This window comes from Limosilactobacillus sp., assembly GCF_041859915.1.
Classification (GTDB): Bacteria; Bacillota; Bacilli; order Lactobacillales; family Lactobacillaceae; genus Limosilactobacillus.
The window spans coordinates 49,000-69,989 of sequence record NZ_JBFLGB010000001.1 but is presented as its reverse complement, the minus strand read 5'-3'; the positions used below and the strand labels follow the sequence as shown (position 1 = coordinate 69,989).

24 protein-coding genes, 1 tRNA gene and 1 other annotated feature are annotated in these 20,990 nt (G+C 42.0%); of the genes, 4 read left to right on the top strand and 21 right to left on the bottom strand.

Annotated features, from left to right (window positions below):
- Positions 1–38 precede the first annotated feature (38 nt).
- The 8 genes from nusB to ACEYV4_RS00390 all read right to left on the bottom strand — a co-directional run bounded on the left by nusB (position 39) and on the right by ACEYV4_RS00390 (position 4,614).
- Positions 39–446, bottom strand: a complete 408-nt coding sequence (gene nusB, locus ACEYV4_RS00425; RefSeq protein ID WP_373841488.1) for a transcription antitermination factor NusB — start codon at positions 444–446, stop codon at positions 39–41.
- Positions 443–886: an Asp23/Gls24 family envelope stress response protein gene (locus tag ACEYV4_RS00420; protein WP_373841487.1), complete on the bottom strand. Its 444-nt coding sequence runs from the start codon at positions 884–886 to the stop codon at positions 443–445. The genes nusB and ACEYV4_RS00420 overlap by 4 nt, the downstream gene beginning before the upstream one ends.
- A gap of 85 nt (positions 887–971) precedes the next feature.
- Complete coding sequence (locus tag ACEYV4_RS00415) at positions 972–1,655, bottom strand: 2'-5' RNA ligase family protein (RefSeq protein WP_373841486.1); 684 nt, start codon at positions 1,653–1,655, stop codon at positions 972–974.
- A 1-nt stretch (position 1,656) separates the two neighbouring features.
- Positions 1,657–2,733, bottom strand: a complete 1,077-nt coding sequence (locus ACEYV4_RS00410) for a M24 family metallopeptidase (RefSeq protein ID WP_373841485.1) — start codon at positions 2,731–2,733, stop codon at positions 1,657–1,659.
- A gap of 92 nt (positions 2,734–2,825) precedes the next feature.
- On the bottom strand, positions 2,826–3,107 hold the full coding sequence (rpmA, locus tag ACEYV4_RS00405; RefSeq protein WP_373841484.1) for a 50S ribosomal protein L27: 282 nt from the start codon (positions 3,105–3,107) through the stop codon (positions 2,826–2,828).
- 23 nt (positions 3,108–3,130) lie between these two features.
- Positions 3,131–3,454 (bottom strand): ribosomal-processing cysteine protease Prp, encoded by a 324-nt coding sequence (locus ACEYV4_RS00400; protein WP_373841483.1) that lies wholly within the window; start codon positions 3,452–3,454, stop codon positions 3,131–3,133.
- A 15-nt stretch (positions 3,455–3,469) separates the two neighbouring features.
- Complete coding sequence (rplU, locus tag ACEYV4_RS00395; RefSeq protein ID WP_373841482.1) at positions 3,470–3,778, bottom strand: 50S ribosomal protein L21; 309 nt, start codon at positions 3,776–3,778, stop codon at positions 3,470–3,472.
- 13 nt (positions 3,779–3,791) lie between these two features.
- Positions 3,792–3,861 (bottom strand) — a sequence feature (ribosomal protein L21 leader region).
- A gap of 108 nt (positions 3,862–3,969) precedes the next feature.
- A complete protein-coding gene (locus tag ACEYV4_RS00390; RefSeq protein WP_373841481.1) occupies positions 3,970–4,614 on the bottom strand; it encodes a TetR/AcrR family transcriptional regulator C-terminal domain-containing protein in 645 nt (214 codons plus the stop codon).
- Positions 4,615–4,799: 185 nt separating this feature from the next.
- Between ACEYV4_RS00390 and ACEYV4_RS00385 the strand changes: the two genes are divergently transcribed.
- Positions 4,800–4,873, top strand: a tRNA-Arg gene (locus ACEYV4_RS00385).
- Positions 4,874–5,222: 349 nt separating this feature from the next.
- Here ACEYV4_RS00385 and ACEYV4_RS00380 read toward each other — a convergent pair.
- Genes ACEYV4_RS00380 through ACEYV4_RS00370 form a run of 3 tightly spaced genes read right to left on the bottom strand, consistent with a single transcriptional unit; the run spans position 5,223 to position 7,661 of the window.
- Positions 5,223–5,747 (bottom strand): hypothetical protein, encoded by a 525-nt coding sequence (locus ACEYV4_RS00380; RefSeq protein ID WP_373841480.1) that lies wholly within the window; start codon positions 5,745–5,747, stop codon positions 5,223–5,225.
- A gap of 2 nt (positions 5,748–5,749) precedes the next feature.
- A complete protein-coding gene (locus tag ACEYV4_RS00375; protein ID WP_373841479.1) occupies positions 5,750–6,778 on the bottom strand; it encodes a hypothetical protein in 1,029 nt (342 codons plus the stop codon).
- The gene (locus ACEYV4_RS00370; protein ID WP_373841478.1) at positions 6,768–7,661 is read right to left on the bottom strand and encodes an exonuclease SbcC; all 894 of its coding nucleotides are present in this window, start codon (positions 7,659–7,661) and stop codon (positions 6,768–6,770) included. The genes ACEYV4_RS00375 and ACEYV4_RS00370 overlap by 11 nt, the downstream gene beginning before the upstream one ends.
- 211 nt (positions 7,662–7,872) lie before the next feature.
- Here ACEYV4_RS00370 and ACEYV4_RS00365 point away from each other — a divergent pair, with 211 nt between their 5' ends.
- Positions 7,873–7,998: a hypothetical protein gene (locus ACEYV4_RS00365; RefSeq protein ID WP_263851276.1), complete on the top strand. Its 126-nt coding sequence runs from the start codon at positions 7,873–7,875 to the stop codon at positions 7,996–7,998.
- A 112-nt stretch (positions 7,999–8,110) separates the two neighbouring features.
- On the opposite strand, the gene gltX is transcribed toward ACEYV4_RS00365, so the two are convergent.
- The 3 genes from gltX to miaA form a co-directional block, all read right to left on the bottom strand.
- The gene (gene gltX, locus ACEYV4_RS00360) at positions 8,111–9,607 is read right to left on the bottom strand and encodes a glutamate--tRNA ligase (RefSeq protein WP_373841477.1); all 1,497 of its coding nucleotides are present in this window, start codon (positions 9,605–9,607) and stop codon (positions 8,111–8,113) included.
- Between the two features lie 154 nt (positions 9,608–9,761).
- A complete protein-coding gene (gene glnA / locus ACEYV4_RS00355; RefSeq protein WP_373841476.1) occupies positions 9,762–11,102 on the bottom strand; it encodes a type I glutamate--ammonia ligase in 1,341 nt (446 codons plus the stop codon).
- Between the two features lie 255 nt (positions 11,103–11,357).
- Positions 11,358–12,281, bottom strand: a complete 924-nt coding sequence (gene miaA / locus ACEYV4_RS00350) for a tRNA (adenosine(37)-N6)-dimethylallyltransferase MiaA (RefSeq protein WP_373841475.1) — start codon at positions 12,279–12,281, stop codon at positions 11,358–11,360.
- Positions 12,282–12,395: 114 nt separating this feature from the next.
- Here miaA and ACEYV4_RS00345 point away from each other — a divergent pair, with 114 nt between their 5' ends.
- Entirely contained in the window at positions 12,396–12,572 is a 177-nt protein-coding gene (locus tag ACEYV4_RS00345; protein ID WP_373841474.1) for a DUF3042 family protein, read from the top strand.
- 71 nt (positions 12,573–12,643) lie between these two features.
- On the opposite strand, the gene ACEYV4_RS00340 is transcribed toward ACEYV4_RS00345, so the two are convergent.
- From ACEYV4_RS00340 to ACEYV4_RS00310, 7 genes are all read right to left on the bottom strand, one after another.
- Positions 12,644–13,057, bottom strand: a complete 414-nt coding sequence (locus ACEYV4_RS00340; RefSeq protein WP_373841473.1) for a rhodanese-like domain-containing protein — start codon at positions 13,055–13,057, stop codon at positions 12,644–12,646.
- A 16-nt stretch (positions 13,058–13,073) separates the two neighbouring features.
- Positions 13,074–14,045, bottom strand: a complete 972-nt coding sequence (locus tag ACEYV4_RS00335) for an ROK family glucokinase (protein ID WP_373841472.1) — start codon at positions 14,043–14,045, stop codon at positions 13,074–13,076.
- 25 nt (positions 14,046–14,070) lie between these two features.
- On the bottom strand, positions 14,071–14,319 hold the full coding sequence (locus ACEYV4_RS00330) for a YqgQ family protein (RefSeq protein ID WP_373841471.1): 249 nt from the start codon (positions 14,317–14,319) through the stop codon (positions 14,071–14,073).
- 4 nt (positions 14,320–14,323) lie between these two features.
- Positions 14,324–14,983, bottom strand: a complete 660-nt coding sequence (locus ACEYV4_RS00325; RefSeq protein ID WP_373841470.1) for a rhomboid family intramembrane serine protease — start codon at positions 14,981–14,983, stop codon at positions 14,324–14,326.
- A 3-nt stretch (positions 14,984–14,986) separates the two neighbouring features.
- The gene (locus tag ACEYV4_RS00320) at positions 14,987–15,541 is read right to left on the bottom strand and encodes a 5-formyltetrahydrofolate cyclo-ligase (protein ID WP_373841469.1); all 555 of its coding nucleotides are present in this window, start codon (positions 15,539–15,541) and stop codon (positions 14,987–14,989) included.
- Between the two features lie 192 nt (positions 15,542–15,733).
- Positions 15,734–15,883 (bottom strand): 50S ribosomal protein L33, encoded by a 150-nt coding sequence (gene rpmG, locus ACEYV4_RS00315; protein ID WP_104688004.1) that lies wholly within the window; start codon positions 15,881–15,883, stop codon positions 15,734–15,736.
- A 135-nt stretch (positions 15,884–16,018) separates the two neighbouring features.
- A complete protein-coding gene (locus tag ACEYV4_RS00310) occupies positions 16,019–18,100 on the bottom strand; it encodes a peptidoglycan D,D-transpeptidase FtsI family protein (RefSeq protein ID WP_373841468.1) in 2,082 nt (693 codons plus the stop codon).
- Positions 18,101–18,315: 215 nt separating this feature from the next.
- Between ACEYV4_RS00310 and ACEYV4_RS00305 the strand changes: the two genes are divergently transcribed.
- Positions 18,316–20,931 carry a YfhO family protein gene (locus tag ACEYV4_RS00305; RefSeq protein ID WP_373841467.1) on the top strand — a complete coding sequence of 872 codons (2,616 nt, stop codon included), beginning with the start codon at positions 18,316–18,318 and terminating at the stop codon, positions 20,929–20,931.
- Positions 20,932–20,990: the final 59 nt, after the last annotated feature.

Sequence of the window (20,990 nt, the reverse complement as noted above, 5' to 3'; positions counted from 1 at the left end):
TTCACCATTCTTCAGATGAAACCAGCGCTATATATTTATTAAGCCTGTTCCTGTTCAAACTTACCAAGCGCACCATTAATGAAACGCCGTGACTTATCATTACTAAAGGTTTTAGTTAATTCCAAAGCCTCGTTAATGGCTACCGCGGCTGGAACATCATCTACATACTGGATCTCATACAAACCTAAACGAAGGATCACCAAGTCTGGTTTAGCAATTCGCTCAATCGTCCAACCAGTCGCCAGAAGAGAACTAATCTCTTGATCAAGTTCTTCCTGGTGCTTAGTGACTCCCTTTACCAAAGTTTGCAAGTATGACGGAATTTCCTTTCGATCATGGTGAGGAATTGATTGGTAAATGGTCGTCAAGTCCGTGTCAGGATTAGTCTGCAATGCAAATAAGGCTTGAAAAGCCTCTTCACGAATCTGATGTCGATTTAAGCTCATTTCTTTGCCTCCGCTTTCTTATCATTTTTCTCACCAAAAATATCATTAGGATCTACAGATTGGTTAGGCGTTTCAGCAACTATCCCCTTAACATGGACGTTAACCTCAGTCACCTTGAGACTAGTCATTAAAGCAACCTGTTGCTTGATTCGCTTTTGAATCAATTCGGCAGTTTTGGGCACAGAAGTACCATATTCAATATAAACATCCACATCAATGGTTAAATTATCATCATTATTAACGATTTTAACGCCACGCCGAAAGTCAGAACGACCGAGCAACTCGCTAACACTGTTGGCAAATGAACCATACATTTTGGAAACACCATCAACTTCACTAGCGGCAATCCCAGCAATTATTTCTAATACTCGTGGGGCAATTTGAATCGTTCCCAGTGTTTGATCATCATTATTGAGGATAATCTTTGAATCTTCTGCCATTGTTAGTCCTCCACTTCTCTTCGCAATTAGGGCTGCACCCTAATTATGATTACTTATTCTATTTTGCACTAAACTGCCCTAAAAATCAATGTTCACCGGCTAACTGGAATGAGTCGATCACGCGTGCATAATGATTATACCAATCGTGAATTACCAGATCCAGTTGATCAACGGTAAAGGTACCAAAAAATAGGTTTGAATTAGCTTTCAACAACTGTAAAAACTTTTGTCGATGCCGAAGTGGCTGAGAAAAACGAGCTACCGTGACGTGACCCGCAATCGTTTGGTAACGTTCCTGAAGTGGTAAACCAGCCGCCGGCAGAGCCTGACGCAATTGCTGACGTAATGTTGTCAAATTAGCCGAGTAGGTCCCCTTAACTAGCAATGCACCAGGGCTAGCAATCAAGCCAGCTAATTTCCAGTTAATTGGGGCTGTCCGGCAGGCAAGACGCCGAATCACCGTACAATAAAGCCGAAGTTGTTCCGCTGACCACGTTAGTCCTGTTCTTGCACCAATAAGGTCCATTACCGTAATATGCATGTCCGTCGATGGGTAAAAATACATTTCCGGCTCCAACATTTTAAAACGGAGAAGACCAAAATTGATATTTCGACTAATATGGGCTGGTAAATGAATCAAAAGTGTTAGGCCCCGACGATTATCAGGATACCTCCCCGTCAAGTAAGGATCAACCTGCTCATTTCTCCTTTGGATTGCCCGTTGTCCTCGTACGTCAATTTGGTGATAAAGTCTTGCCAACTGATCCATTTTAATCCTCCACAATCAATAAATCGGTCGGTGCCGTAGTCAATACTTGTGGCCCACCGTGAGTAACTACCACGTCATCCTCAATTCGGACACCGCCAAGTTCAGGTACGTAGATCCCAGGCTCAACAGTAATCACTTCATTATTGTAGAGCTTAACATCACTGGTTGCCGGGCCATAACTAGCCGGTAGTTCATGCACACTCAAACCAATTCCATGACCCATTCCATGGTTAAACTCATCATCATAACCGGCCGTCGCGATTAACTGTCGACCAACAGCGTCTAAGGCGTCACCATGAACACCAACTTTAACCTGGTTAATAACCTGTTGCCGAGCCGTATTAACAATCTTATAGATGTCACGCAATTCTGGATCGATTGAACCGACCCCAAATGTCCGGGTCATGTCAGCGGTATAACCATTAACAAAGTAACCAAAATCGAGTGTAACTACATCGCCATCCATGATTGGTTTGTCACTAGCCGTCGCATGAGGCTTAGCGGAATTAACTCCACTAGCAACAATCGTAGGAAAAGAAGCTCGGCTAGCTCCATGTTCTTTCATCCAAAAATCCAATTGATTGGCTACCTGGCGTTCCGTAATTCCGGGGTGAATCCGAGATAAAATATAATGATAACCTCGACTAGCTAGGTCGGTTGCCTGCTGAAGGCGAGCCAGTTCATCACTGTCCTTGATCATTCGCATCTTCTCAATTAGGTTGTTAAAGGGAACAATATCCGCTTCCATTACCTCGTCTAGTACGTCGTAGAGTCGATAGGAAATTGTGTCTTCATAGCCAAGCACGGTAACCTTTAGAGCACGACAAATTCGATTAAGTGCCCCATAATAATCACGGCTTATCGTTGCTACCACCTCGTCATTATCGAATTCTGCCAAGGCTAACTGGTAGCGATCATCTGAAACGATAATAGCATTGTTGGCTGTCACCAAGAGGTAGCCATCACCAGCCATCAAATTAAAGCCGGTCAAATAATAAATATTCTGTGGATTTGTAACTACTAAAGCGTCAATATAAAGTTTAGGCAGTCGCTTTTGTAAACGTTCAATACGCGTCATTTTGGGTTCCTCCGTCCACATTTTTATAAGTATACTCTTGAAAACTAATGCAAAATAAAAAGCACCGCTGAAATAGCAGTGCTTCTTAATACTTATTCGGCAACTGGGTATACAGATACCTTTCGGTTGTCACGGCCCATACGTTCAAACTTAACTACGCCAGCAACCTTAGCATAAAGGGTATCATCACCACCACGGCCAACATTTTCACCTGGGTGAATATGTGTACCACGTTGACGGTAAATAATTGAACCAGCGGTTACGATAGAACCATCAGCAGCCTTGGTACCAAGACGACGACCAGCTGAGTTCCGACCGTTGGCAGTGGAACCGCCCCCCTTGTGGTGAGAGAAGAATTGCAAATCCATAATCATAGTTGTTCACCTCCGAGAATGAACTATTTTAACATTTTAACTTCAATGTTATGAGGATAACTCTTCTGAATGTCTAACAAGCCATTTTGAAGAGTCTTAAGTAAAAGCTGACTATCATGGTCAGTCCCTAGACTAGTGACCTCTAGATAGCCACCATTAGCGTTATCACTCTTCACAAGCGGCTGAACATGTACAAGCTCTTTCAAACCGTTAACAGTGGAGATCGATAACGCTGAAACCGCCGCACAAACAATATCTTGACCATAGGGGCCAGAATCGGCGTGGCCGGTTAACTTAAAAGCGGTGATTTGCTGATTCGTATCGCAATGAAAGCTTGCGTGAATCATAACTTCACCTCCGCATTAAGCATTAATCTTATCAATCGTAACTTTAGTGTATGGTTGACGGTGACCCTGCTTAGTGTGAGTGTGCTTCTTTGGCTTGTACTTGAAGGTAACAACCTTCTTTTCCTTACCTTGCTTTTCAACGGTTCCTTCTACAGTAGCACCGTCCACGTATGGCGTACCGATCTTAGTATCGTCACCACTTACTAATACTACCTTGTCAAAAGTAACCTTATCACCCTTTTTGGCATCAAGCTTTTCAACGAAGATTGACTTCTTTTCTTCAACCTTGTATTGCTTGCCGCCAGTAACAATAATTGCGTACATCTTGTGCACCTCCTTAATATCTAAGACTCGCCGAATCAAGCAGCAAAAGCTTTCAACTTGATAACGTGCGGTTGTAGTTGTTGGTTCACAAATACAACGTTTGTATAATAGCAAATTTTATGATCGACGTCAACTAAAAAACAAGAAAAAACGGTAGCTATTATTAATAGCCGCCGCTAACGCTATCGGGATTAAATTTTTTCCAAGACTGACTCTTTCTCGCCATTAAAAAAGCCAACCAAAGGAACTCCCTTACCGTTAATTGTTTCAAACATCTTCTCAGCACTTCGCGTCATGTAGCGTGAAGTATAAATCATACCATCTGCTAACCAGTGACTAACTAAACCAAGAAAAGCTGAAATAACAAAGGAAATCTGCAAATTCAAAGGAACCATGAGCCGTTTCTGATTATCATTAACAACGTTACCATAATCGGTTAAATAATTGGATAAACGATTGTAGAATTGGTCATAAAAGCCAGTACTATTTTCATTATTCAAAAGAACATCAAAAATATCGGCATTACTCTCAATATACTGAAATGCCCTTTGCAGAGAAATTACCTGCACCGTCCGCTCTTTTGATAAGCCATAATTTTCACTATCCATCATTACCCGACTAAAGAAATTATCTAAAATATCTTTCATTGCGGACCTAATAAAATCTTGTTTGTCACGATAATGAAGATAGAAAGTTCCACGGGTGATGTTGGCAGTTTCGGTAATCTTTTGCACGCTAATATTTTCAATCTTTTCACGACGCATCAGATAAACAAGAGCCTTACGTAAACTATTCCTCGTTTTAATTACGCGCGGATCCGTTCTATTAACAGCCATAAATCATCATCCCTTCATTATAAGCCTAAGTTCCCCCTTCTTATTATACTTCTACCAATTCAAAGTATAGTTGGTTTGTAAGCGCTTTGTCAAATTATGCGTACATTTATTTTAGTAAAAAATTTATAGTATTCATGGCTAGCATTGACATAACCGTCAATCAGATTATATACTTAATCTTGTCTGGGACGATAGCTCAATTGGATAGAGCATCGGTCTTCTAAACCGAAGGTTGTGGGTTCGATCCCCACTCGTCTCATTACACAAAAAGGAGACTATGTTTATTTTGAACATAGTCTCCTTTTTTACTTAACTATTTAACAAATCATTAAGATTAGCCCCTAAATGTTACAAAAGTATTGCAAATTTAATATTAGTAATATTAGTATTAAATAGAAGCTATTATTTGAGGTGATTAATTATGTTACCATTCTTAATTATTGTCTTAATTTTAGTTGGTTCGGTTATCGGCAATGTGGTTGCCAATCTCCAAGAATCAGGGAAACATAGTGCCACCACCCGTAATCGAAACATATAATTTTTTCTTTTATATGAAAAATGGGGCTTAGCAGAAATTCTACTAAGTCCCGTTTCTTATTTTTTAACACTTATTCAGCAAATTGCGCATGAAGATCTTTAATTAGTTGCAGGTAACCAGTTTCCAGCTCCTTTGGTTGAATTTTAAAATCAACAATTCCCATCTTGAGTAATAAGTGCCAAGCGTGGCGAAAGTCTTCCTGACGATGACTGTAATAAGCTCCACTCAAAAAGTGTTTAATTGCCAGGTACTCTTTATTAAGATCAGCCAGTTTAGTTGATTGGTCAGCAGTGATAATCCGTTGCCAAGTAGGATCATCCATTACTACCAGCTGGGTCCACTGACGTTTAGCACTGTAAAGAAGCATCAACGCTACACATTTCAGGTAATGATCTTTCATCCCTGCTTGATTAGTTGGTGCTTTACTTAAAACTTTGGCCCAAGCAGCGTCATCAGCAAAAGCAGCTAATTGGACATCCAACCATACGATAATTGTTTGCCGTCGAGCTGTTGGCCCAATTAGCAGCTCCTTAGCATCATCAATATCATACTCCAAATCGATCACTGCATGGAGCATTTTTGTAATATCTAACACGATTAATCTTCTTTCTTTTCCGTCGTTGCATCATCCCTAGCGGCTGACTTAGTTGCCGAAGCCTCATCATCTTCTTCATCAATATCAGCCGTCACAGCTGAATTTTGATCTTCAGTAACCATTGTTTCCGCAGATTGAACTGCTAACGCTGCCCGATCATTAAGGTACCACTGACGAATCAAGTTGTAGTGCAATAATAGGTCAAAGAAGGAAACCTGTTCACCAGGATCTTTCACCTGAAAAGCCCATTCCTGGTGATAGTCATCCGGATCAAAGGATAAATCTAATTTAATTCCTCGGTCTAAGAGTAATTCCGCACCGCTGTTTTGAGGCAGGTTCATTAACATATAATCGGTCTCGGCAGTCCGAACAAAAAGACGGTCAATTACGGTTAACTGCAAGTCCGGCTCACGTAGTTTGAAGCGTTCACTATTAGCCGTATTAAGAATTCCTAAATTAATGGTAAAGTTAAGATCGTTAGCTAATTCATCGGCAAACTCAATTAGTGGTTTAATCGCATCGCGCAGTTCTAAGTCGGAATGCTTTTTCAAAGCGTAAACGATAAAGTAGTTAACCAAAGCCCGATTATTAATCTGAAAAAGCCGTTTAGCAAAATTGAGGTAGAAAAGTGGTTGCGCCTGGTGCTGCTCTGTAAAGGCAGCTTCTCCATTGCCACTAACTTCAAATTTAAATTCAGCATCATCTAAAGGGTCAATTGCCGCTACAAATTGGTGCTGGCCGTTCTCATTGATTCGGACACTTTTAACTTGGTGCATCTCTAGTAGCCGGCCCATAAACAACATATAATAATCAGCTGCTTGGTAGTGCTGGGGAAAATCAATGAAAGCATTTTGCAAGTCCATCGTCGTCAGTGCCGTTGCCGCCGCCAATAGGTCCTTAGCTTGTCCTGTCTGGGCTAATTGATCCAGGAGGTCAACATATCGCTGGCCACGTTTTAAAACGTTCTTAAATGAATCAGACAGGGCACTAATCCGCGCTGCCGGTGAATCAATCATTTTATTACTTGTCATCTTCACTCACCTGCTTTCCATCGGCACTTCGATTATCCAAACTTGCCAAATAATTAGCATAAAGGTTTCGATTAGCAAGTTCAAAATCCGCAAAACTGCCGAAGGTATCAACAACGCTCTTTTGTTCATAACTCAGAATCGTGTTTTCCTTGGAAAGTGATAAGACAACTTGTTCATTTTCTTTAATTGTTTGTGCTGCTGTCCGCGCTTCTTCCTCCTGGTCTTCCAGTTTTTGAAGCTGCTCCACTAGTTCTTCTCTAGTCTCACGATTTCGACTGGACTCAAACAAGCCAGAATGGGAATTAATATCCTTTAGCTGAGCTTGAACATCCTCCTTTTTAGCCTCACGTTCACGTTGGTGATCAATTAGGTCTTGCAAGTGGTCATTTTCACTGGAAATTTTATCAATCCGATCACTATTATACCGTTTATTGTCACGAGCTAGTTTAAACGACTGTTCTAGTTTATCGTATTCGGTTTGATCAAAGGAAAAACGGACATTTAGGACATCTAACTTACCGAACCGTCGCCGGTCCCACCAATTACCGAAATAAATTCGGTAATGACCGGTTTGGTATTTCTCATAGTAGAAGAATGGGTAAGCTTTCCCCAGATATTTTATTAAGTTAACACTCAGGTAATCACTAAGCTGATCAGCTAAATCATCTACCAGACTCATTACCCCTTCATCATTGGGTTGTTCCTCCCGGTGTTCAATCTCCTTAGCATACCTCTGATTATCTAAAAGGCGATAAACCTCACGATCTTGATGTTGATCAATTGCTTGATTCAGGGCTTGCAGGTACTTCACTTTAGTCGTAATGCGGTCCTTAATTTTTTGACTAACATCTACGGCTTGATTTGATTGTTCTTCACTTGCCATAAACATTTCTCCTTGTTTAAATACTAGTTTAATCTTAGCCAACTTTTAGGAAATTTTAAAGAAGGAATCACCTAATTGATGATTTTCTTAACATTTTAATTGACCAATCTTGTCTTTTTTATAATTTGAATTATAATATATGTAACAGATATTTTACAGCCGTATAATATCTGTTCCCATATGGAGCGTTTCGAAAAGAGGCGAAGTTAATATGGCACTGAGCAAACAAGAACGTAAGGAAATGGCTCGTAAGGCCATGGAAAAGCGTGGAAACAAGAAGCCTGATGGCTCTGGTTTCGCAAAGCTTGACGAAGAAGCCAAGAAACTGAGCGACTAAGTTTTTTGAAACAATCCAATATTAAAAGCGCAAGCAATCAAATTGTTTGCGCTTTTTTCTTTGTCACAAAAAAGAAGCCAGGTTAAATTACCTGACTTCTAGATTATTCTAATTATTTAATAGCTTCGATCATCCGATCCAGCAATGCTAAGTTAGTCTTTTGACCATAAATATCCATGATTTGGTAAATTTGTGGGGCTGAAATAGCACCGGTAAAGGCAAAGTTCAACGGGAACCAAAGGTAACGACCCTTGATATTGGTCTCTTTACCAACCTCTTTAATTGCTGCCGCATAATCGGTTCGGCCAGCAGCTAACTTAGCTCGTAAACCTTGTAAAACTGCCGTGATGTTTTCTTTGCTGAAACCATCCTTAGTCAAGATCTGACCATAATCAAACTGCTTGTTCAGAACATTATAGTAATCCCAAGCATATTGCATTACTTCCAGGAGCTTTTCAACATCACGCTGGTGAACGGTGATAGTCTTCTTCAGCAATTCCTTCAACGTCTCATCAGGGACCGCCTGTAAGCGCTTGGCTTCATCGGTTTCCCCTTCTTTAACCAGCTCCAGGGTCCGCTTTGTCAACTCATCAACGTCCATCTTCTTGATGTATTGACCGTTCATCCAGTCTAACTTCTTTTGGTCAAAGTAGGCTGGTGCCTTGGACATCCGGTCAGGATCATAAACCTTGACCAATTCTTCTGGGGAATAGATTTCCTGTTCGCCCTTTGGTGACCAACCCAAGAAGGCAATAAAGTTAAAGATGGCTTCGTGCAGGTAGCCATGACGCTTGTATTCACTGATAAACTGCAAGGTATCCTTGTCACGCTTACTTAGCTTCTTCCCAGTCTTAGGGTTAAAGATTAATGGAATGTGGCAGAAAGTTGGGTGTTCCCAGCCCAGTGCTTCATAAATAGCAATCTGCTTTGGCGTGTTAGAGATGTGGTCAGCCCCACGAAGAACATGGGTAATCTCCATCGAGTGGTCATCGACAACCACGGCAAAATTATAGGTTGGCATTCCATCAGATTTTTCAATGATGAAATCACCGCCAAGGTTATCGGAATTGAAGGAAACGTGACCCCGGGCAATGTCATCCCATTCATAGTCATGATTTTTGGGAAGATGGAACCGAATTGTTGGTTTCAGGCCCTTTGCTTCAGCTGCCTTTTGTTCTTCTTCACTCTTACCATACCAACGACCGTCATAATGTGGAGCTTCCTTGTTGGCTCGTTGCCGCTCCCGCATTTCTTGCAGCTCTTCCTCGGTCGTATAATCCTTATAGGCTAAGCCCTTGTCCAATAATTCTTGGATATACTTATGGTAGATACCCTTAGCATTGCGTTCACTCTGCCGATAAGGAGCATACTTCGGGTTGGGCTTATCAGGACCTTCATCCCAATCGATTCCTAACCAGTGTAGGTTATCCCGCTGGCTCTCTTCACCGTTTTTAACGTTTCGCTTAGTGTCTGTATCTTCAATCCGCAGCACCATCGTCCCATTAAAGTGCCGTGCAAATAAGTAGTTAAATTCTGCTGACTGTGCGTTTCCAATATGCAAGAAACCAGTTGGACTTGGTGCATACCGAACTCTGACCTTTTTATCCATTATTTCTAGATTCTCCTTTAGTAACTAATTAACAGCCAAAAGCCGCTATTACAACAAGTATAATTGTATCTGAAAGCTAGTATTTGTCAATTCTTCCATAAATAAAAAGCTGAAAACAAGTCTCAGCTTTTTACTTAAACTATCCAGTTAATTATTAGTATTTCATATATTTACTACGTTCCCAACCCGAAACATGTTGACGATAGCCATCATATTCTTGGGTTTTAGCTTCCATGAAGTTCGTGTAAATATGCTTGCCTAAGGCACCTTTAATAACTTCATCCGCTGCCAGGTCCTTCAATGCGTTGTGGAGGGTATCAGGCAGGTTGACAATTCCCTTTTCTTTTCGTTCCGCAGCGCTCATCGTATAGATATTTTCATTAATATTGTGAACCGGTGGCAGGTCGTTACGTAACCCATCTAGGCCGGCTTCTAAGACACTAGCAATCGCTAAGTATGGGTTAGCGGATGGGTCAGCAGACCGTAATTCCAGACGAGTTCCCATCCCCCGATCACTTGGAATCCGAATCAATGGTGAACGATTAGAAGTCGACCAAGCAACATAAACCGGTGCTTCGTAGCCTGGAACTAGACGCTTATAAGAGTTAACGATCGGATCACAAATTGCGGTAAAACTACGGGCATGCTTCATTAACCCACCTAAGAAGTGATAAGCAGTCTGGGAAAGCTGGTACTTATCATCTTTGTCATAGAAGGCATTCTTACCATCCTGAGTAAAGAGCGACATATTAAGGTGCATGCCAGAACCGTTAATGCCGGATAACGGTTTTGGCATGAAGGTCGCGTATAATCCATACTTCTTAGCGACCGTCTTGACCACCAACTTAAAGGTCTGAATATTATCGGCGGCTTCAAGGGCATTGGCATACTTAAAATCAACTTCATGCTGTCCAGGAGCAACTTCATGGTGAGCCGCTTCTACGTCAAAGCCCATCTTTTCTAGGGCTAAAACGATATCTCGGCGACAATCTTCACCACGGTCGGCAGGTTCCATGTCAAAGTAGTTTTCTTGATCATTGACAGTAGTAGTTGGGTGGCCATTTTCATCTAACTTGAAAAGGAAGAATTCTGGTTCTGGGCCAATATTAAAGTCCTTAAAGCCTAACTTTTGCATATCACCAAGAACCCGCTTCAAATTATTCCGCGGGTCACCAGGGAATGGCTTACCATCGGTCATATGAACGCTGCAGATTACCCGAGCAACCTTTCCATGTTCGGCTCCCCATGGAAAGACTAACCAGGTCGCCATATCTGGGTAGAGGTACATATCACTTTCCTCAATCCGTACAAAGCCATCGATAGAGGAACCATCAAACATGATCTTGTTATCCAACAGCTTATCAAGTTGACTTACTGGCAAGTCAACACACTTAATCTTACCCAGCAAGTCGGTGAACATAACACGCAAGAAACGAATATCTTCATCTTTCACCATTTGACGAACTTCATCTTTTGTATATTCTCGCTTAGCCATAAATTTCATTCCCTTTCAGTAAATACCAACTACTACACTAAGGCTACTAACAGTTGTGCTTAAAATTATTAAGTACCAATGAATAATTACTCATTGCCAACAATTGAGTTTGGCATATACCAATTGTTCGTAGTTCTTAATTAACCAAGTCGGCAACCACAAATTCAATACGTGTCTTAGGATACCAATCACCCCGACACAAGTCAATCAATAATCATATTTTTGCTTAATTATAATTAATTTTTCCAACAGGCTTTATTTAATTAACCAATTGTGGATTAATTCATTGATTTGTTCAGGATGATTTTTACCGCTCACCAGGTCAAACCAATGGACATCCATTTTATTTCTGAACCAGGTTAATTGCCGCTTGGCATAACGCCGAGAGTCGCGTTTAATTTTGGCTACCGCCGTTTTAAGATCTATTTGTCCGGCAAAGTACGGAAAGAATTCATGATAACCGATTCCTTTACCAGCAGGCAAGGCGGCTCCCCCCTGGTCATAAAGCCATTGTGCTTCATCCAATAAACCGGCAGCCATCATTTGGTCAACGCGCCGGTTAATTCGCTCATACAAAACAGATCGGTCTGTAGTTAAGCCAACCAATAGGTAATCATTCTTGCTTTTCTGGTGAGGCTGGTCAGAAAAAAGCTGACCGGTTTTCTCCACCACCTCGATGGCCCGAATGACTCGTCGTAAATTACCCTTTTCAATTGCTTTTTCAGCCGCCGGATCAATTGCCCTTAGGTGAGCACGAACATAGGACGCGCCTTTCAACTTAGCTACCTGATTCCAATGCTGACGAATCCGCGCCGATTCTTCATCAAAATGATCCCGTCCTAAGGTTAAATTAGCGGTGAGAGTCCATAGGTACATCCCCGTTCCACCAACAATCAGTGGCAGATGATGTCGTCCTGCAATTTGCTTAATTTGTTGGCTAGCCTGACGCTTAAAAGTGGCAGCCGAATAACGTTCATTAACATCACAAATATTAATCAAGTGATGGGGGACTCCTGCCATCTCCCTCGTGGTTACCTTAGCCGTACCAATATCGAGGTGACGATAAACTTGCATTGAGTCTCCCGAAATTACTTCCCCTTTAAAAGCCTTCGCTACCTCAATTGAAAGAGCTGTTTTGCCAACCGCAGTCGGACCCACAATTGCTACTACTTTTGCCATTTTCCCTACTTCCTCAATTTCTAATTTAATTCAAAATTATAACCTAAAGACTGGTAAATTTACCCTAAGTCAATCATAATAGACTTAAGCAAATAACTAAAGGAGGAATTACCGATGAAATCATTTACAAAGGGAATCTTATTCGGCGCTGCAACGACAATTGCCGCTATTGCTAGTGGAGCACTGGCATTCCATAAGAAAGTTATCAAGCCGGTTGAAGATCAAGAAGAAAAGTTCGACGAAAATCGGCGGGCAGCTATTCGAAAGGGACGTTCAGCTCACCAGCTTTAATTAAAGATTAACTCTAGAATAAACAATTAAGGGTTGCAAGAAAGTCAAAACTTTCTTGCAACCCTTGTTTTTTAATATTTAGATTTCTTAGTCTTACCATCCCAGTTTTGGTAACCGCCCTTAAGAATATACAGTTTATGATAACCGTGTTTTCCTAAGAAAGCCGCTGCCTGGGTACTAATGGCCATCCCCTGGTCATACATATACACCGGCAAATCGGGCCGCAATTCATTATACTGTTGGCGCAAATAAATGTACGGTAAGTTCCGGGAACCAAGAATGTGACCAGCCTTAAATTCCTTTTCTTGTCGTAAATCGATTACTTGAGCCTTGCGCATCCCGTTGTGGAATTCTTGAGAGTCCAATACCGTAGCATAGTGATGACGACGCCAATACTGAAGGATCCAGGTTAAGAACCAGGCAACCAACAGGATAATAATAACTGTATTGAAGATTAACAAGCCTTGACTAACACCTAATACCATAACTTATTCGCCTCAATTATTGGTTATCAGCAGCAAATTGGCGGGCCAGAGAAGCAGCACCAATTACCCCAGCATCATTGCCCAATTCGGCTAGTTTTAGTTGGGTAGAAGTTCGTACCGTTGGGAAGGCAAACTTCTCAAAATTAGCCTGAACCCGCTTAAGCAGGAAATCACCAGCGGCAGAAACCCCGCCACCGATTACCACATATTCAGGATTCAAAACATCACTGAGGTTAGCACAAGCGAGGCCTAGATAGTAGGCAACTTCGTCAACGACCTTATTAGCTAAGTAGTCATTTTCCTTAGCCAGGTCAAAGACAATCTTAGAAGTGATCTCGTCACCATTGTCAATCATAGCCTTCAAGCGACTGTCACCCTCATATTCTTCAGCCTTATCCTGGGCAATATGAACAACCCCAGTCGCGGAAGCATACTGTTCCAGGCAACCACGATTACCACAGGTACACAGGTAACCATTTGGCTTTACGATCATGTGGCCGACTTCACCACCGGCACCCAAGCCGTGAACTAACTTACCGTTGGAGATAATTCCACCACCAACACCGGTGCCCAGCGTGATAAAGGCCACGTCGTCACCTTCATTACCAGCACCTTTCCAACGTTCACCAAGGCCAGCAACGTTGGCATCGTTATCGAGGGCAAACTTCATTCCCGTTCCCTTTTCGATAGCATCCTTAACATGCTGCGTCTTCTTCCAGTTCAAGTTATAGGCACCGACAACCGTTCCTTTTTCACGATTAATCGTACCAGGTGTTCCCATACCAATTCCGATAAATTGATCCTTATCCATCTTATAAAGGTCTAGGTGATGATTAATCGATTCAATAATATCTGGAACAATGTGGGAACCTTCATCCAAAATGTTAGTCCGAATTGACCATTTTTGTTGAATCTCACCATTTTCAGTTAAAATTGCAAACTTGATGGTCGTACCACCAAGATCAACACCAAATAATTTTTTAGCCATAATAATTCCCTTCTTTTCCAAAGTTTCAATAAAGGCGTCCCGTTTTATTTCTTCTTAGTTCTTCACGATGCTCATGCCGTAACACAATCTTTGCCTTCAAATAAGTATCACGTTCAATTACACCAGCCTGATAAAGATTGTCAAGTTCAATTGCCATTAATTCAATATCGTACAGACGTTTACCAACATACACAAAGATATCAAAGGCCTTCAATAGCTGCTGAACATCATACAAGGTTCGGTATTCCCGTGGAATTCGTGTGTGTGCGTGCATTTAATCAGCTCACTTCCCAAAATAATCCAAGTACCCCCACAACTAAGACGATGGCACTCAAGATTCGTTTCATTGGGGCAACCCGTCCAAGCCGTGGAGCACCAACCAAGTAAGCAATCAAGAAGCCCCCAATAAGGCCCCCCAGATGGCCGGCCAGGTCAATTCCCGGTATTAATAGATCCGTTACAATATTCAATACCACTAGAATCAGAAATTGTCGACTCAGCAAACGTAATGCCTGATTATCGCGAAAAGATTCACCTAACATTAGGAAAGCCCCAAAGAGGCCAAAGATCGCTGTACTGGCACCAGCAGATAAACCACCATGTAAACAATAAGCACTAAGTAAATTACCGGTAACCGCACTACCAAAATACAGTACCACCATTCGCCAATGGCCAAATAATTGTTCAATATACATTCCAATAAAATACAGTGTCAAACTGTTAATTAGGAGATGTGTAAAACCAATATGAATAAAAACAGGGGTAATCAATCGCCACCACTGACCAGCCGCCAGTAATTGTGGTGAAAGCGCACCAAAGCGAATCAGTACCGCAGTATTAGTTGATCCACCAGACAAACTCATTGCTAGATAAACCAATACTTGAATAACGATTAAGGTAATAGTAACCGGTGCAACTGCCCATTTACGTGACTGCATCAATCAGCTCTCCGCTAGGTAAAGAACACGATCAACATTTTGGTCATGAGGATCTGGTACCCACTCGCCATCTTCCGCTAATTGAGTTGGCAAGGCCAGTGCAATTGTTTTGCCCGGATACTTACTCAGATAACGGTCATAATAGCCACCACCAAAACCAAGGCGGCGCCCGGTTGTTGTAAAGGCAACACCAGGAACTACCATGAGATCAATTTCAGTTGGTGAATAAACTCGACCATCATGAGGCTCCAAGATACCAAAACTTGATTCATCAAAACTAGTTTCCTCATTAATTTCCACAAATTCCATTTGTCGTTTAGGCAACGTTCGTGGAACTACAACCGTTCGTCCTTCATGACGGGCGTGAAGTAGGATGGGTGCCGTATCGATTTCAAACGACTGACTCAAAGTCAGGGCAACCGTCTTAGCGCTCATCCATTCTGGTTGGTCATAGAGCAATGATGCTAATCGTTTTTCTTCACTAAGACGTGTATTAAGATCTAATTGCTGCAAGCGAGCAATGTATGCCTGCCGCAATCCTTTTTTAGGATACGTCATTATTCTTAAGCCTCTCTTCACAGAATGATAAACGGTTACAAGAATACATTATTACAGGTCCATCTTTTTTTTGCAAGCGTTTTTTCATTCACAAAGTTAATACACGCTTAAATTTTTATTCATGGGTGATATATCCCATAAAAAAAACACCAATCATCAAATGACTGGTGTTCTTCAATATTGAAACTAAGATTACTTAGTTTCACGGTGTAATGTCACCTTACGCTCCCGTGGGCAGTATTTCTTTAATTCAAGCCGGTCGGGATTGTGACGACGGTTCTTACTAGTTAAGTAAGTCCGCTCGTGGCATGAAGTGCATTCAAGGGTAATGTTGACACGCATGAGTTGTAACCTCCAAACATTAATTAATCTTAATTGGTTATCTATCGTAACCCTAACTCGTACAACTATATCATTTATTAACTGATTTGGCTAGTGATTTGATAAAGTTTGTTAAGGAAATTTCCTTGACAGCCCTTAATCACCATTCTCATCCTTCGAAGATTGAACCGTCTTCCAATAAGCATTGAAGATCTGTTTGGCCATTGTTAGGTTAGCTTCACCATCATCGTTAGTTGAGCCTGGGATTGCCAAGGCAACTACTACTCGCGGATGATTAGATGGAGCAAAGCCAGCGAAACTCAGGGTTGTAGTCTTGTGTCCTTCAGAAACCGTTTCGGCTGTCCCAGTCTTAGCAGAAATTGATGGCTTAACATTTGAGAGTGTCTTTCCAGTGACGTATGCATTCGTCCCGTGGGTCACCTCGTACAATCCCTGCTTAACAAGGTCAAAGTAAGACTTTGGTGCCGGAATAACCTGTTGCACTTGTGGCTGAGTTGTATCTTCAACCGGTCCTAACTGGCCATTGCTCTGAGTACCCCGGATGGCTTTCACAACATATGGTCGCATCCGACGCCCACCATTGGCAATGGTTGACATGTACTGGGCTAATTGCATGACGGTATAACCATCATAGTTTCCATAGGCCATATCCAGTGCCGAACCAATATGCTTCTGATCAGCCGGTCCTTCATAACCAGCGGTCTCACCAGGTAAGTCGATTCCAGTCTTTTGACCTAGGCCAAACATGTTGAAGTAGTAGCGTTCCTTCGCAAAAATGCTGGGTTTCAAGGTCATTGGCCCATTATCCTGGTAATTCATTCCCCCCTCTTTCATGATTACCTGCATCATGTAAGAGTTAGAAGAAACTTCCAATGCTGTTGGTGCATCGACCGCCATATCAGCACTACCACCATGGTTAAACCAAGAACTCTTGGCAGAGATCCCCTGAACCTTAATTGGCTTATCAGTAAGCGTATTATTAGTAGGGGTAATAACTCCACTCATTAAACCACCCATAACGGTGGCCGGCTTCACAACGGAACCCATAGTAATTGGATGGTTGATCGCACCAATTTGATCGACGGTTTCTTTTCCCGTCTTTGGATTACGGTCAATTCCGCCCATTGCCAGAACTGCTCCTGTATACGGGTCCATTACCACGGCATAGACACCGGAAGAATAAGAGTTACCGGCTGCAGAATAGTTGTTCTTCAAGATATTCTGAACCTGATTCTGCAACTTGGAGTTAATGGTTAAGACCAGGTTATCACCCTTTTTGCCACGATACTTTACTATTTCCTTAGTAACATTTTTACCGTTGGTAGTAACCTGAGTCTGTGACTTAGAACCCGCTAAGGTTGCTTGATATTGTTTTTCGAGATAACTCTGACCAACACTATCATTTCGTGAATAACCTTCGGACAAGAGACTATTAACTTCATCGCTAGGCAACCCTGTTGTCGACATGGTTCCAACGAGGGACTGGATATCCTTACCTTGTGGGTAATTCCGTGTCCAAGCAGTACCTATCTTAACCCCTGGCATTTCGTTAAGGTGTTCCCCGACAGCTGCCAGCTCCTTAGCTGTAACCCCAGTTTCTTTAATGTAGGTGGTAGACAATGAATAAGCCCCACTCATTGCAGCATAAATGCGGGCATTATTCTTCTGCTGGTGAGTCAAATGCCAAATTGCTGGATGACTATTAAGATAATCAAGGGCCTTATTATATTTAGCATTATCGGTCATGGTGCTGGTAGTCTTAACATGTTTAAGGACTGACTTAAGCCGTCCCTGGTCGGCTAAATAGTAGTCCTCCTCGTTCCGATTCGTCAGCCGACTATCCTTATTAGTTACCGTTACATACCGCCCTAATCGATTAGCAATCTTGTAAAGGTCATCAGTAGTAACGTCTTGTCCCTTTGTATATGTAATAGCTTGGTGAGTCTGGTTACCAACCAAAACCCTACCTTGGGAATCATAAATCATTCCCCGCTGAACATTATTGGTCTGAATTGAGGTATCAGAACGCTTAACCTCGGCTTTATAGGCGTTACCATTTAATACTTGCAAATAAAATAGCCGTATTGTTAACGCAAGCAGTAGGATACCAACAATCCATAGCAATAAATTCAGCCGAAACGGGATCACCGATTGGGCACTACGGTTCTTCCTGCTCCGAGAATTCAACCTGTTCTTAATGCGATCAAAAAATTTCACGAGAATTTCTCCTTCATGATAGTGATTACTATTCTACCAAATTTTTAACTTGGTTGCAGATCACTTCCACTGCTAACGTAAAATAATACTCTTAATTTCGATAAAAATGAACTCTAACGCCTAATGATTTAATTAATTTTAATTGTTAAATCATTATTTAACCGTATTTACCGTTATATAATGGCAACAGCATAAGATTGGAAAGGAATTTTGTCGTGATAAGAGATAAAGATAAATGGAAAAACAATAAACGAGTTATCCTCACCGGCGCCTTTTTGATTCCGCTTCTCCTTATGGGAACCTATTTTGCTTACCGTCAAATGGCACCTTTTGGCACTAGCAGTCTTTTAACGGTTGATCTTGGCCAACAATATATCGATTTTTTTGCTTACTTTCGCAACCTTCTTCTTCACCATCCAGGATCACTTTTCTATTCATTTAGTAAGGGATTAGGTGGCGAAATGTTCGGTACTAATGCTTACTACCTATTTAGCCCCCTTAACCTGGTACTTTTGCCTTTTCCTGGCCGATGGCTAACTAGTGGGGTGATGGTACTAACTTTAATCCGCTACGGCTTGGCGGGGCTTAGCATGGCCTGGTTGATTCAGCGTACCCATTTACAAGCGGGCCCCCGAATTTGGGCTTTTAGCACCGCTTATGCCCTTAATGGCTGGATGATTGCTAACCAATTAAACCTCATTTGGCTTGACGCGTTGATTATCTTACCCCCAATCACCTGGGGATTACTAAAACTGATTCATCATCGTAAACCGGGAACCTATATTGCCTGGCTAGCAGTAATGCTGATCGACAACTATTATATGGCTTGGATGGTCTGCATTTTCACCATTTTATTAGTTTTTTGGCAATTACCAGTGATTACCACCTGGCGAAAGCGCTGGCAAGCCATTGCCACTTACCTAACCAGTTCCCTCCTCAGTATTGGAGTTGCAGCAATCACCCTTTTGCCAACCGCCTATGCCTTGACTACTAGCAAAGGCACCTATACCCAAACGTTTATCAACAGTAAATTAGAATATAATCCCCTTAAGATGCTTGGTAAACTGGTCCCCGGATCCTTCAATTTCAATCAGATGCCAAGTGGTCAACCTAATTTCTACATTGGAATGCTATTGATTATTGGTGCCCTACTTTACTTCTTTAATCCACGAATAAAAAAAGCCCAGCGTATCACTGCCTTAATAATCACTATTTTCTTTGTCATCTCGTTTTGTTATGAACCATTGGATTTACTATGGCATGCTGGCCAATTTCCAGTCTGGTATCCCTACCGTTTCTCCTTTCTTTTCAGCTTTTGGTGTATTCTCCTGGCTGCCAAGACTATTCAACCCAACTACCAATTAAAATGGTGGGGGACCCTCGCCATTTTAATCCTCTGTCTGCTGATCTGGTGGGCAACCGGTCACTTAAAGCTTTCCTACCTGTCTATTAGTCAGCGCCTAATCGGCTTGGGCTTTGCTGCTATTTCATTGGCGACCCTAATGATTGCGCGGCAAAACGCTCCCCAACTATACGATCTCCTGCTTATTCTAGTCGTCACTTGTGATGTGGCCACCAGTGCTTTTACTAGTCTTAACAAAATTGCCTACGTTCCACAAGCCGAATTTGGTCAGTACACTACTCAACTTAACCAAGCCAGTCATGATTTAAGGGAACGCGATCAGAGCTGTTATCGGGTCGCTAAAACCTTCATGCGAACAAAAGATGACCCGATGCAAAGTGACTTCTATTCCGGCGATCACTTTGGCTCAACCCTGGAACCAGTCCAACCTAATTTCATGGGGGCAATTGGACAGCCCGCGGGGGATGGCTTTATCAGCTATGCTAACGGCACTCAACTTACTGATGACCTGCTCGGCTTCAAGTATACCTTAACTGCTCGCCACCACGGTATCCTAAACGGCAATCAGATTATGCCATTGTCAGGGTACCGTCCCGACTGGCAACAGCAAACACGGCGCGGTCAAACCAAAATGATCACCATCAGGCAAAATCCTCAAGCGTTGCCGATTGCCTTTGGTGCTAGTTCAAAGATTTTCCAACTTGGCAAAGCTACTTTAGACCCGCTTAGCTACCAGTCACAGATTTTTCAGGCTTTGGCAGGGCGGTCGGTCGACCAACCACTTTTTACTGTTCAAAACTTTACCGCGGTTAAATACTTTAACGTTCAATCAGCCACCCAAATCACCGGAACAACTTTCAGAAAGCAAAATCTTCTTAAACCAGCATCGATTCGCCTTAAATTTGTTCCACCAACCAATGATTCTTACTACCTGACTTTGGGGCCAGCTGTTAAAGATAACGCTACAGTTAACCTCAACAAACGGGATTTTAATCAATACAATACTTATCGGGATACAGTTGTTATCAACTTAGCCCACCACCAAAAAGGAAAACCAGTCATCATCACTTTCCGACTAAAGAAGATGAGTGTTTGGATGCAAAACGTCAGTGTCTACCGGCTTAACCAACGGCCATTCAATGCTGGCTTGAAGACACTTCACCAGTCACCACTCCGTATTGACCACCAATCACCAACAACCATTAGCGGTCAAGTTCACATTCATCATGGCCAGTCAGTTTTAATGACCACTATTCCAGCAGCAAAAGGCTGGCATGTCCAAATTGATGGCCATCCTGTAACACCACGAACAGTTATTAACACCTTTATGGCCATTCCAATTACTACGGGTAGCCACCAAGTCCGCTTTCATTATCGGCCGCCATTTTTAATTCTTGGCATTTTTGTTAGCCTAGCCAGCCTCAGTATTTGGTGGCTTTGGCACCGTCGATTAACAAAATCAAGCTAACGTAAACAAAACGACGAACTTCGCATATTTAAATACGAAGTTCGTCGTTTTATATATGT